The sequence below is a fragment of the uncultured Thiothrix sp. genome, from assembly GCF_937876535.1.
Lineage (GTDB): Bacteria > Pseudomonadota > Gammaproteobacteria > Thiotrichales > Thiotrichaceae > Thiolinea.
In genome coordinates, this window is sequence record NZ_CALFHZ010000003.1 from 101,970 (window position 1) to 115,155 (window position 13,186).

The window sequence follows — 13,186 nt, forward strand, 5'->3', positions numbered from 1 at the left end:
TTTAACTGCCCTCACGCCCACATGCACTGTTTTATAGCATTAGTTTTGAATACGATACTCTGCCGAGTTCGCATGTGCGATTAAACCTTCACCACGTGCGAGTACTGAAGCAATCTTACCTAAGTCACTAGCCGCTTGTGCTGAACAATTGATTAAAGATGAGCGCTTTTGAAAATCATAGACCCCTAAAGGACTAGAAAACCGAGCGGTACGTGAAGTGGGCAATACATGATTAGGCCCCGCACAATAATCACCTAAGGCTTCAGCGGTATAGCGCCCCATAAAAATAGCCCCCGCATGGCGAATCTCTTTGAGTAAAGCTTGGGGATCAGCGACGGATAACTCTAAATGTTCAGGTGCAATATAATTCGCTACTTTGGCTGCTTCCGCCATATCTTGCACCTGAATCAAAGCACCACGTGTTGTCAACGAGGTATTAATAATCGCTTGACGTGGCATCGTTTGCACCAGCTTTTCAATACTCGCCTGCACTGCTTGAATAAAGTTTGCATCTGGGGAGACCAGAATAGCCTGAGCATCTTCATCATGCTCAGCTTGCGAGAATAAATCCATCGCAATCCAATCAGGATCAGTTTGCCCATCACAAACGACTAAAATTTCGGAAGGGCCAGCAATCATATCGATGCCGACTGCACCAAATACCATACGCTTGGCGGTTGCGACATAAATATTGCCGGGGCCAACGATTTTATCCACTTGTGGAATCGTTTCAGTGCCATAAGCCAAAGCTGCAACGGCTTGTGCGCCACCAATCGCAAATACCCGATCTACCCCTGCAGTAGCCGCGGCTGCGAGCACTAACTCATTGACCTCCCCATTTGGAGTAGGCACCACCATAATTAACTCAGGTACACCCGCGACTTTAGCCGGAATTGCATTCATCAATACAGAAGACGGATAAGCCGCTTTACCACCGGGTACATATAAACCAACCCGATCTAAAGCGGTCACCTGCTGGCCTAATAAAGTGCCATCTGCCTCAGTATAAGACCAAGACTCTAGCTTTTGCCGTTCTGCATAGCGACGAATACGCTCCGCAGCTTGTTGTAAGGCTATACGCTGATCAGTAGGAAGCTTTGCTAAAGCGGCTTGCAAACGCTCTGGAGCAATTTCCAGCTCTTGCATAGAACTTGCTTGCATACGATCAAAGCGATTGGTGTATTCGACCACAGCGGCATCACCACGGCTACGCACCTGTTTGATAATCTCATTCACGGTGCCAAACACGGCATCATCCGAGACATTCTCCCAAGCCAGTAAAGTATCGAGTTGCTGCCAAAAGCCTTGATCTTGGGTGGATAATTGCTGAATCTTCATCACACTCTATGCCTTTTTAGTCCGACGCACGCGCACTGCTTCCGCTAAAGTATTTAAAACTCGTTCCGTGGTATCCCAATTGATACAAGCATCGGTAATACTTTGGCCATAAACTAATTCTTCACGAGTTTTACCCTCGGCCTTTTGATTGCCTTCCACCAAATGACTTTCAATCATCACGCCACAAATAGCCCGTTGGCCTTCAGCGATTTGATTAGCCACATCATGGGCAACATCCACTTGACGACGATAATCCTTGCAACTATTGGCATGACTGAAATCAATCATTAAATAAGGGGGTAAACCTTCTTTACGCAATTCCGATATGGTATTGGCTACGCTGCCCGCATCATAATTAGGCTCTTTACCACCGCGCAAAATCACATGGCAATCTTCATTCCCACGTGTTGCGAAAATTGCCGTATTGCCATCTTTGGTCACCGACAAGAAATGATGTGGGCGTAAAGCAGCGGCAATCGCATTAATCGCGATATTTACATTGCCATAAGTACCATTCTTGAAACCAATCGGGCAAGAAATCCCTGAGGATAACTCACGATGGCCTTGGCTTTCCGTAGTACGTGCGCCAATCGCCCCCCAACTGACTAGATCAGCGACATATTGCGGACTAATGAGATCCAGGAACTCAGTTCCTGCCGGCATCCCCATATTGGCTAAGTCTAATAAGAGTTTACGTGCAGTACGCAAACCTTTATTGATATGGAAGCTATTATCCAAATCAGGGTCATTGATCAAACCTTTCCAACCGACACTGGTACGGGGCTTTTCAAAATAAACCCGCATAATGATGTGCAAGTCTTTATTGAGAGACTTGCGCAGTTCAGACAAGCGTTGGGCATAGTCCATTGCTGCATCTACATCATGAATCGAACAAGGCCCTACCACGACGAGTAAACGATCATCACGGCCATGAATAATTTCATGCGCCTGTTGGCGACCTTTATACACAGTCTCGCTGGCCACTTGATTCAGTGGCAGTTCCTCATGCAAGACTCGAGGGGGAACTAATTCATCCACGCCAATAATCCGTAAGTCATCGGTTTGATATTTCATTCTTACTGCTTCCTCTGCGCCACTACTGACTGAATCTGGGTCAATAGTTCTTGAATGGAGTCGTGTTTCAGTTTCATCGCTGCTTTATTCACGACCAAACGCGAACTAATATCAGCCATATGTTCTAGCGGTTCCAAGCCATTCGCTCTTAAGGTATTACCGGTGTCAACTAAATCGACAATGCAATCTGCCAAACCCACTAGAGGTGCTAACTCCATCGAGCCATACAATTTAATAATGTCGACTTGCCGCCCTTGGCTTGCAAAATAACGCCGCGCACAATTCACAAATTTAGTGGCTACTTTTAAATGGGTATCCGGTAAAGGGCGATTCGCAAACCCTGCCACCATCAATTTGCAATTGGCAATTTTCAGGTCGATCATCTCATAGAGGCCATCGCCGCCGTGCTCCATCAGCACATCTTTACCTGCCACCCCTAAATCCGCTGCACCATATTGCACATAAGTCGGTACATCGGTGGCACGAATAATTACAATTTTTACATCGTTACGACTCGTATCGAGCACTAATTTACGGCTGGTTTCAGGATCATCTAAAGGCTCAATGCCAGCAGCCCTTAATAAAGGCACGGTATCTTTAAAAATCCGTCCTTTAGACAACGCAATTGTCAGCGTTTTACTCATCGCTTAACCATTTACCCGTTGGATATTAGCGCCTAATCCGGCCAGCTTCTGCTCAATGCGTTCATAGCCACGGTCAGTATGGTAAATCCGGTCAACTATCGTTTTACCTTGTGCGGCTAAACCCGCCAAAATCAAGGAAGCGGAAGCACGTAAATCCGTTGCCATCACTGGAGCACCTTTTAGATAAGGCATCCCTGCTACAATTGCGGTGTTCCCTTCCAAGCGAATATTGGCACCCAAACGCATTAATTCCGCCACATGCATCATACGATTCTCGAAAATGGTTTCGACAATCACCCCAATCCCTTGTGAGCAAGCATTCATCGCCATGAATTGGGCTTGCATATCGGTTGGGAAAGCAGGATAAGGATCAGTACGAATATCCACCGCTTTTAATGTGCGGCCACGCATATCCACCTCAATCCAATCCTTGCCAGTTTGTACTAAAGCGCCCGCTTCACGGAATTTATGTAAGACTGCATCTAAAGTATCTGGTGCTGCCTTCGTAGTGCGCACTCGACCACGGGTAATGGCAGCCGCTGCTAAGAAAGTACCCGTTTCAATCCGGTCAGGGAGTACCGTGTAGTCAATGCCCTTGAGGCTTTTGACACCTTCAATAATTAATTTATCTGTACCGATCCCACGAATCTGCGCACCCATTAGATTCAAACAATTCGCTAAGTCAGTGACTTCAGGCTCGCGGGCAGCATTTTCAATAATGGTTTCACCTTCCGCCAAGACTGCAGCCATCAGGATATTTTCAGTACCGGTGACGCTTACCATTTCCATGACAATATGCGCACCCTTCAAACGCTCCGCACGCGCGCGAATATAACCTTCTTCCACTGTTACTTTCGCGCCCATTGCTTCTAAGCCAGCAATATGCAAATTGACGGGGCGAGTCCCAATCGCACAGCCACCCGGCAGCGATACCTCGGCTTCCCCAAAGCGCGCAACCATTGGCCCTAAGACCAGAATCGAAGCGCGCATGGTACGGACTAATTCATAAGGTGCGCTGAAGCGATTAATACTACTGGTATCAGTATGAATATTATTTTCAGCATCAAAACTAACCTTGACTCCCATACCTTCAATCACGGCCGCTAGCGTTTGTACATCTTTGAGCCGTGGCACATTACGAATCGTCATCGGTGTTTCAGCTAGTAAGGTCGCGGCTTGTAAAGGTAAAACTGCGTTTTTTGCACCCGAGATGGTTACTTCGCCGTCAAGGGCAATGCCACCTTCGATTATGAATTTTTGCATGGTTAGGCTAGTCCGTCTGCTTGTCCAAGATGCTGAGTATCAGCGAAAGGATGGCATAATATCGAAAAATTGCTGCAGGTTCACATGGAATCGGAACTTATGCCGCTAAAAAGCAAAAAACTTTCTAAAAACTTAAGCTTGTGCAGCTTACCTTCTCCGCTTAACAGTCTGAGGGGTAACCCTTTCGAGCCAGTATTGAATCTCAAAATTTATTTAAATAAGAATACCACTTAATCCTGATCTACTGCCGTTTGATGCATGAATAATACCGTTTATCTTGGTACTTTTAGCGCTTAGGCTGCGCGACCTCTACCCTAACTGCTAGGGGTTAAGATGCAACATGAAGTAAAAAAATGGGGAAATAAAAATGCATCTTAATCCTGAATTAAGCCTTGAAAGCGTTACATTCACCTATCTAAGCATTTGTTAATTGCTTGATCAGCATGTTTACTCCAAGTCAATGTAAATTTTCACTTAACTTAAAATATCTATTTGTATACTCAGAAAATTTTGCATTAAAGACTGATTAAAGTATGTGATCTAAATACTTCATGTATTGAAATTAATTTGTATTTTTTGTGACTCTTGCTTATATACAGGGCACTGATCCGTTATCAATCATAATCAACGATCAGTATGGTGGCTCACTCACCCTCTTATTACTTAATTAATATAAATTCATTAAGGAGCTTGCTATGAAACGTTACGCGGCTGAGTTAATCGGCACGTTTTGGTTAGTCTTGGGCGGTTGTGGTAGTGCTGTACTTGCAGCTGCTTTTCCTGAGGTTGGTATTGGCTTATTAGGTGTCTCGTTAGCCTTCGGTCTAACCGTACTTACTATGGCTTATACTATTGGACACATTTCTGGTTGTCATTTGAATCCGGCAGTTTCGATTGGTTTATGGGCAGGTGGTCGCTTCCCTACTAATCAATTAGCCCCTTATATTGCTGCACAAGTATTAGGCGCTGTATTAGCAGCGGCAGTACTGTATGTCATTGCTAGTGGTGCTGTAGGTTTTGATGTCACCAAAGGCTTTGCTTCAAATGGTTACGGTGAACACTCACCTGGTGGTTATTCGTTAGTATCAGCTTTAGTGATTGAAGTAGTCATGACTATGTTCTTCTTAATCATTATTATGGGTGCTACTGATGAACGTGCACCTAAAGGCTTTGCACCGATTGCCATTGGTTTAGCTCTCACCTTGATTCATCTGATCAGCATTCCTGTTACAAATACGTCAGTCAATCCTGCTCGCAGCACCGGTGTGGCACTCTTTGTAGGCAATTGGGCTATTGCACAATTATGGTTGTTCTGGGTAGCTCCGATTGTAGGTGGTATTTTAGGCGCAGTTACTTATCGCTTTATTGCTAGCGAAAGCCCTGCTGTCGAAAATTATCAAACAGCTAACGATCACTCATAAACATCTAGCCCCCTTTAGCTAGTGAGCAGCTAGAGGGGGTTGTTGTTCCCTTAAAGTTACTAAGCAAAGTTATTGACTTTGTAGTCCTACACTACACTACTCTTAAAAACCTAACCGCCTATCCTCCTACGCTCTTAATCCTTCCATTTATTTACTTATTATCAAGTCCTAGCTCGTCTCTTTACCTACTTTCATTTTAAAATTTAATCTTTAAAATGCTTATTTATTAAATTTTATTATCCAAAAATAGAATTCACTTAAAAATAATTTATTAATTTTAATTATTTTCCTTATAAAAAATAAGCATAAATACCTTTAATTTTCATATACTTAAAAATATTTAATAATTTTAAAAATTGTAAACCTCAGTTTACATAATTCAATCTACTATTAATTTAGTATTATTTTTTTCAAAAAAATAACCCCACTAAATTAAATAATTTGATTGTTGAGTGATCTCTATGAATCCACAAGTCAAGCGCTTGGCTTTATTCATTTCTTTTTCAGCAGCCTGCTTAGGCATCCCCTATTCGGCAATAGCCGCTGACTCAGCAGCGGTAGATAACACCCAAACTCAGGCAGCAAGAGCAAGGCCACCACGTGATCTAACACCGCCAGTGATTACTTTAAATGGTGATGCTGTCATGACCGTGTATCAGGAAACAGCCTTCATTGATCCGGGAGCCACAGCTATTGATGCCGTAGACGGCCCTATCAACGTCACGGTTCGTGGTACACCACTTACCTCTAGACCAGGAACCTATACAGTTACTTATAGCGCCGTTGATAAAACCGGCAACAAAGCAACTGTTCAACGTAAAGTTATTGTCCTTGCAGATACCATCGCACCAGTGGTTACACTGAATGGTGACAGCACCATGAGTATGATTGAGAATGGCGTTTTTGCTGACCCGGGTGCTACTGCGACTGATAATTTAGATGCTTATCCAAGCCTAAGAGTGCTTGGCCGAGTTAGACGTAATATTCCAGGTACTTACACCCTGACTTATGAGGCAACTGATAATGCAGGTAATACAGGCCGTGCAATCCGCACTGTCACCGTTATTGCAGACACTACAGCTCCCGTAATCACCCTGAATGGTGAAAGCAGCATGGCTATCACTCGAGGATCTAGCTTCAATGATCCTGGAGCCACCGCCACTGATAATAGTGCTGCACCAGTTACTATTTCAGCTTATGGTCGAGTCAACACGAGTCGTTTAGGCACTTATACCCTCACCTATCGAGCACGAGATCGTGCTGGAAATATCAGTACCGCCACCCGTACAATAACCGTCATCGCCGCTACCCCTACTGATACAGTAGCCCCAGTGATTACTCTAAATGGCGCTGCTACCATCGAAGTGAATGTGGGTGGAACTTATACCGAGCTGGGTGCCACAGCAACGGATAATGTGGATGGCACCGTCACAGTGACGACTACAGGCTCGGTGAATACCACTACTGCGGGTACTTACACCATTACCTATACCGCTAAAGATGCAGCCGGTAATACCGCGACGGCAACTCGTACTGTTACTGTTAAACCACTTCCTAATGTCGCACCTACCGCTAATGCAGGTATGGATCAGACCGTGAATGAGCAAACGGCTGTCACGTTGAGTGGGTCTGCTACTGATAGCGATGGCACGATTGCAAGCTATGCTTGGGTACAAACCGCCGGTTCTGCCGTAAGCTCAAGCAATCCCAATCAAGCACAAGCGAGCTTCACTGCACCGGAGGTGGCTACCGACACTACCTTGAGCTTTAAACTGACCGTCACCGACAATCAAGGCGCTACCGCTGAAGATACCGTCACCGTTCTAGTTAAAGCCGTCGATAGTACTAAACCCGTTATCAGTTTAAATGGGGCAGCTACCCTCGAACTGACCGTGGGGGATACGTATACCGAAGCAGGAGCTACGGCTACCGATGATGTGGATGGCACCGTCACAGTGACGACTACAGGTTCAGTGAATACCACTACGACCGGCACTTACACGATTACCTATACCGCGACGGATGCTGCGGGTAATACCGCCACGGCAACTCGTACCGTTACCGTTATTGCAGTTGGTAATCTGCCGCCTACGGTTGTCATTAGTGAGCCGAGCACCATAGAAGCCGCATCTGATATCTCTCTAAGTGCTATAGATAGTAACGATGCCGATGGATCAATCACCTCCTATGCTTGGACTCAGACAGGCGGTACACCTGTTACTCTAGAAGGTGCTAATACCCATACGATCCATGCAGTAGCACCTAGTATGGCAGCTAATGATCCACCTCAAATTTTAAGCTTCAAAGTAGTAGTCACAGATAATGCAGGTGCTACTGCTGAAGCAAGTACAACAGTCACCGTTAAGTATGACAATACAGCTCCTAATCTAATGCTCTATGGCTCACAGGAAGAAGCCGTTGTAGTCGGTAGTTCTGAGAATTTCATCGAACCAGGATTCAATAGTTGGGACAATATTGACCCTGAGGTTAATGTTACCATCTCAGGTAGTGTTGATATGCATACAATTGGCAACTATACCCTAACGTATACGGCCACTGATGATGCAGGTAACTCGACTACCGCTACACGTCTTGTAAAAGTTGTGGCAGCACCGAATATGCTCCCCACCGCTGCGACAGGCTCCCCACAAACCGTCACTGGCAATACAACAGTCATTCTAGACGGGAGTAGTAGTACGGATAGTGATGGCACGATCACGAGCTACGCTTGGACACAAGTTAGTGGCTCGCCTGTAACCTTAAACGATGCGGGGACGTCGCAAGCTAGTTTCTTAGCACCCAACTCAACTGAAGATCAAACACTAGTTTTCCAACTTGTAGTCACTGATAATCAAGGTACCGCTAGCGATCCAAAAACTACCTTTGTACAAATTAAAGGCAGCTCCACAACCATCACACCTATTACCTTAAATGATACTGGGATTACTTTATGTGCCAGTGCAAGCTCTAGTACGGAAACTTGTTCTAGTAATCATGTAAATCAAGATGCTCAAGTGGGTCGAGACTTTACTCACAATGATGATAGTGATGGACATGCAGGCTTCAGTTTCACGAAGCTAGACTCCCAGGGTCAAGCTTTACTGGATCAAACTGCTAGCTATACAACTACCCCTTGGAGCTGTGTTAAAGATAATGTAACCGGACTTACTTGGGAGATTAAAACGGATGATGATGGTTTACACGACCTCGATTGGACTTATTCTTGGTACAACCCTGACTCCACCAAGAATGGGCGTAATCCAGGGGTAGAGTCCAATGGTGTATGCAATACTACCAGTGATACTGCTAGTTGCGATACGCTCAAGTATGTTCAAACGGTGAATGCTGAGAACCTCTGCGGTGCTAATGATTGGCGCTTGCCTTCAGCCAATGAAATGATCAGTTTATTCCACTACAACTACAATCAATATACACCAGCGGCTACTGATCTAGATCCAAACTATTTCCCTTACAGGCTACAAAGTACCTATTGGACCTCTACTTCAACAGCAAATTTATTTGGTGGTGTCTCTAATAATGCGTGGACGATTAACTTCCGCTCACGCACAGCTTATCCTTATGGAGATAAATCCGTAAACAATAGAGTTATGTTAGTCAGGGGAGCTAAATACTAGAGCTTAATCTCAACAAAATTTAGTTCATGAGCCTTTACCGCTAAAAATAGGTAGAGGCTCGCTGAAAACTCATCAATATAGGAATTAAACTCAATGTTTACACTGAAACACAAACTAGCTCTAAATTTTATTTTTTTTCTATTGATCACCAATAGTGTTCATGCGGAACAATCTTGCTCTAGCAATATGGAACGCAGTAACTCTTTGAATCAATTTCAAGATAATGGCAATGGCACTATTAGTGATCAAAAAACTCACTTAATGTGGCAAAAATGCCCTATAGGCCAAACTGGAAACGATTGCTCGGGTGAGCCAGAAGTATTAACTTGGCTTAATGCTTTAAATAAAGCAGTTACTTTAAATAATAATAATTATGCAAATTATAGTGACTGGCGAATGCCTAATATGAAAGAGCTTTCCACACTAGTTGAAAGAAGTTGTATGTATCCTGCTATTAATTTAGAAAACTTCCCTAATACTGGTGGCTATCAACTATTTTGGACATCCACAACGCTAATCGGCAACCCTGGATCAGTGATCGGAATTAGCTTTACTTTTGGGACCCCTGAAGCTGCTTCAAAAACATCTACACGTTCGTTACGCTTAGTACGTAACCTGTAGATTCATAAGCAGATCCAATTAATTTAAAAAATACAATAGCAGTCCTCTAAATTAGAGGACTCTTTTATTTTTAATTTAAAAATATAATTAACATAGAGGCCTCCAAAAGCATTTCCTGGCCTATCTGCACCATCAATTTTTTAGTCATCAACCCCTAATACTAATCCATTATATGTTGAGCAAGGTTGTTCAAAAAGGATAAGAATTTCATTCTCAAATATGATTAATAGCTGAATCTACTTTAGACCACTTATCAGATAAATAAACCATTCTTCTAAATTTATCTTTTAATCAATAAAAAATTTGAATTAATTATTGAATTTCTACGTTATAAAATAATCATACCTGCTTCTTTTATAAAAAAATATAATTGTTAAATTATTAATTTTGTAAACTGCAATTTACATTTTTCACTCTAAAATTAAACTGATTTTTTCTAAAAAATAACCCCGCTAAATTAAATAATTTAATTATTGAGTGATCTCTATGAATCTACGAGTCAAGCGTTTAGCTTTATTCATTTCCTGTTCGACTGCCTGCTTAGGGAGTCCTTATTTGGCTATAGCCGCTGACTCAGCAACGGCTAGTGGTGTTCAAACTCAAACTGAACGAGCGCGTCCATCTAGAGATAGCACCGCCCCTATCATTACCTTAAATGGAGGTACCAAGGTTTCTGTCCTCCAATATGTTGATTTTAATGATCTGGGTGCTCGCGCTGTCGATGACATGGATGGCCGTGTGCCAGTATTTAGACAAGGCCAAGTCAATGTAACCCGTTTGGGTAGCTATATTTTGACCTATCGAGCCACTGACCGTGCCGGTAATACGGCAACGGTTACACGTACAGTGACGGTCATTAAAGATACCACACCACCCAGTATCAATTTACTAGGTGACTCTGAAGTCACTTTATTTCAAGGCAGTCGTTTCAAAGATTTAGGGGTTTCAGCTTCAGATGATAGTGGTGTCGTGCGAATTTATAGTACGGGTCGAGTAAACACGCATAAACTAGGCGAGTATGTGCTCACCTACACAGCTATTGACCGCTCCGGTAATATCAGCACTATCACACGTACAGTCAAAGTCATCGCGCCTACACCAATTGATACCACCGCACCAGTGATCACCTTAAATGGGGCTGCGACTATCGAATTAAATGTAGGCGGAACTTATACCGAACTCAGTGCTACTGCGATGGATAATCTCGATGGCACAGTCACTGTAACTACCACAGGTTCGGTAGATACTGCTACCGCTGGTACTTATACTATTATTTATACCGCCAAAGATGTAGCCGGTAATACTGTCACTGCCACTCGTACCGTTACTGTTAAGCCACTTCCTAATGTCGCGCCCACCGCTAATGCAGGGGCGGATCAAACTGTCAATGAACAAACTACTGTGAATTTACTAGGTACTGGCACAGATGTTGATGGAACTATCGACCAGTATCAATGGACACAAATCAGTGGTGAAACAGTTGAGCTAAGCAATCCTACTCAAGCTCAAGCCTCTTTTGTGGCACCCGATGTTAGCACTGATACTGAACTGACCTTTAAGCTGACGGTCACGGACAATAAAGCAGCCACGGCTGAAGCTACTGTGAAAATCACGGTTAAGAGGGTAGATAGCACTAAACCAGTGATTAGCTTAAATGGTTCAAGTTCGATTGAATTGACTGTCGGTGACACCTATACCGAGGCAGGTGCTACTGCCACCGACGATGTGGATGCAAGCGTTACGGTAACCCGCACTGGCTCAGTTGATACAACTCAAACGGGCACTTATACCGTGGTTTATTCCGCCACGGATCAAGCTGGCAACCAGGCTGATCCTGTTACACGAACAATAGTAGTGCTACCAAAAATTTATAGCCTTAATGACACTGGCGTGTTTACCTGTGGGGATCTAAACAATAACTTACTAGCTTGCCCAGTAGCCGGTTATCCGAATCAAGATGCTGAGTATGGGCGTGATTTCACCGACAATGATGCGACTGATGGAGAGCTAGGCTTTAGCTTCACTAAACTTGATGCGAGTGGCCAGGCTTTACCTGACCAAACTACCGATTACACAACTACACCTTGGGCTTGCGTGCAAGACAAAGTCACTGGTTTAGTCTGGGAAGTAAAAACCAATGATGGCGGTTGGCGCGATATGCATTGGAAATACTCTTGGTATCAACCTAATAGTGCAAATGGTGGCTTAGTCGGTTATCCCACGCCCTATGGAGGTGATGCTTGCGATCAAGCAGGCAGTTGTAACACCTCAGCTTATGCAACAAGGGTCAATGCAAGCAATCTCTGCGGCTTCCATGATTGGCGCTTACCCACAACGGAAGAATTATATGGTATTACCTCCTTACAAACGCAAAATCTGGATTCTGCTTATTTCCCGAATACCGATTTAGGCTATTACTATTGGGGAGCAGAAACCTTTGCACCTGCAGCAGATCTTGCTTGGCAAATTGACCGAACCTCTATCCAGTACATGACTAAAGGCCAAAACTCGCCGGTGAGGTTAGTACGTGGACAACCCTAAACAGCCTCAGCCATGCAAGCGTATTCAAACTCTATTCTGCCAAGGTGAACAATGAAAATTAAACTATTGACTCAGCAAGCTCTGACACTAGTGCTTGCGCTCGCTAGCCTCTTGCCCCTAACCAGCTTAGCGCAAATGTGTAATTCAAACGCGCTGATGACCACGCCCGCTAGCCGCTTTATTGATAATGGTGATGGCGTACTGATAGATACTAAAACCCATTTAATGTGGCAAAAATGCGTCGACGGGAAAACTGGTTCTAGCTGTGAAACGGGAACCACACAAACTTATTCTTGGCAAACTGCCTTCCAACGTGTTGAAAGCTTAAACAATACGACTGGCTTTGCGGGTTTTGTTGACTGGCGTTTACCTAATGCCAAAGAGCTACTCTCTATTATGGAAAGAAGTTGTATGGCGCCTGCGATTAACTTACAGCTCTTCCCGAATGTGACCGCGGATGTTGCAGACGTATGGTCATCTACACCTTACTTTGCTCCAGGAAATTTCAATGATAGAGCTTTAGTAGCAGGCTTTAGTGGCTTAGGCGGAATCTCAGAAAACATGAAAACTTACAGCCGAGCGATTCGCTTAGTGCGTACCGTACCAGAGTCAGCTAACTTAACCGCTAACTAACTCAGAAGCTAACAAA

The 13,186-nt window shown here is 44.0% G+C and carries 9 protein-coding genes; 5 read left to right on the forward strand and 4 right to left on the reverse strand.

What is annotated here, in order from left to right; all coding sequences use genetic code 11:
• Nucleotides 1-39: 39 nt before the first annotated feature.
• The 4 genes from hisD to murA are packed head-to-tail and all read right to left on the reverse strand — an operon-like array spanning nt 40 to nt 4,319.
• A complete protein-coding gene (hisD, locus tag Q0230_RS01110; protein ID WP_298607285.1) occupies nt 40-1,338 on the reverse strand; it encodes a histidinol dehydrogenase in 1,299 nt (432 codons plus the stop codon).
• A 6-nt stretch (nt 1,339-1,344) separates the two neighbouring features.
• Nucleotides 1,345-2,412 carry a 3-deoxy-7-phosphoheptulonate synthase AroG gene (gene aroG, locus Q0230_RS01115; protein WP_298607287.1) on the reverse strand — a complete coding sequence of 356 codons (1,068 nt, stop codon included), beginning with the start codon at nt 2,410-2,412 and terminating at the stop codon, nt 1,345-1,347.
• 2 nt (nt 2,413-2,414) lie between these two features.
• Nucleotides 2,415-3,056, reverse strand: a complete 642-nt coding sequence (gene hisG / locus Q0230_RS01120) for an ATP phosphoribosyltransferase (RefSeq protein WP_298607288.1) — start codon at nt 3,054-3,056, stop codon at nt 2,415-2,417.
• A 3-nt stretch (nt 3,057-3,059) separates the two neighbouring features.
• Complete coding sequence (gene murA, locus Q0230_RS01125) at nt 3,060-4,319, reverse strand: UDP-N-acetylglucosamine 1-carboxyvinyltransferase (protein WP_298607289.1); 1,260 nt, start codon at nt 4,317-4,319, stop codon at nt 3,060-3,062.
• A 695-nt stretch (nt 4,320-5,014) separates the two neighbouring features.
• On the opposite strand from murA, the gene aqpZ reads away from it, so the two are divergent.
• The 5 genes from aqpZ to Q0230_RS01150 all read left to right on the forward strand — a co-directional run bounded on the left by aqpZ (nt 5,015) and on the right by Q0230_RS01150 (nt 13,170).
• Nucleotides 5,015-5,740: an aquaporin Z gene (gene aqpZ / locus Q0230_RS01130; protein ID WP_298607291.1), complete on the forward strand. Its 726-nt coding sequence runs from the start codon at nt 5,015-5,017 to the stop codon at nt 5,738-5,740.
• A 461-nt stretch (nt 5,741-6,201) separates the two neighbouring features.
• Nucleotides 6,202-9,375, forward strand: coding sequence for an immunoglobulin-like domain-containing protein (locus Q0230_RS01135; RefSeq protein WP_298607293.1), 3,174 nt, complete (start codon nt 6,202-6,204; stop codon nt 9,373-9,375).
• 93 nt (nt 9,376-9,468) lie between these two features.
• Complete coding sequence (locus Q0230_RS01140; protein ID WP_298607296.1) at nt 9,469-9,996, forward strand: DUF1566 domain-containing protein; 528 nt, start codon at nt 9,469-9,471, stop codon at nt 9,994-9,996.
• A gap of 486 nt (nt 9,997-10,482) precedes the next feature.
• Nucleotides 10,483-12,537, forward strand: a complete 2,055-nt coding sequence (locus Q0230_RS01145; RefSeq protein WP_298607298.1) for an immunoglobulin-like domain-containing protein — start codon at nt 10,483-10,485, stop codon at nt 12,535-12,537.
• 51 nt (nt 12,538-12,588) lie between these two features.
• Nucleotides 12,589-13,170: a DUF1566 domain-containing protein gene (locus Q0230_RS01150; RefSeq protein WP_298607300.1), complete on the forward strand. Its 582-nt coding sequence runs from the start codon at nt 12,589-12,591 to the stop codon at nt 13,168-13,170.
• The last annotated feature ends 16 nt before the right edge of the window (nt 13,171-13,186 follow it).

Bases quoted from the DNA above. Each gene is read 5' to 3' on its own strand.
- aqpZ (WP_298607291.1), top strand. From the start codon at position 5,015: ATGAAACGTTACGCGGCTGAGTTAATCGGCACGTTTTGGTTAGTCTTG.
- Q0230_RS01140 (WP_298607296.1), top strand. From the start codon at position 9,469: ATGTTTACACTGAAACACAAACTAGCTCTAAATTTTATTTTTTTTCTA.
- Q0230_RS01150 (WP_298607300.1), top strand. From the start codon at position 12,589: ATGAAAATTAAACTATTGACTCAGCAAGCTCTGACACTAGTGCTTGCG.
- hisG (WP_298607288.1), bottom strand. From the start codon at position 3,056: ATGAGTAAAACGCTGACAATTGCGTTGTCTAAAGGACGGATTTTTAAA.
- aroG (WP_298607287.1), bottom strand. From the start codon at position 2,412: ATGAAATATCAAACCGATGACTTACGGATTATTGGCGTGGATGAATTA.
- hisD (WP_298607285.1), bottom strand. From the start codon at position 1,338: ATGAAGATTCAGCAATTATCCACCCAAGATCAAGGCTTTTGGCAGCAA.
- Q0230_RS01145 (WP_298607298.1), top strand. From the start codon at position 10,483: ATGAATCTACGAGTCAAGCGTTTAGCTTTATTCATTTCCTGTTCGACT.
- murA (WP_298607289.1), bottom strand. From the start codon at position 4,319: ATGCAAAAATTCATAATCGAAGGTGGCATTGCCCTTGACGGCGAAGTA.
- Q0230_RS01135 (WP_298607293.1), top strand. From the start codon at position 6,202: ATGAATCCACAAGTCAAGCGCTTGGCTTTATTCATTTCTTTTTCAGCA.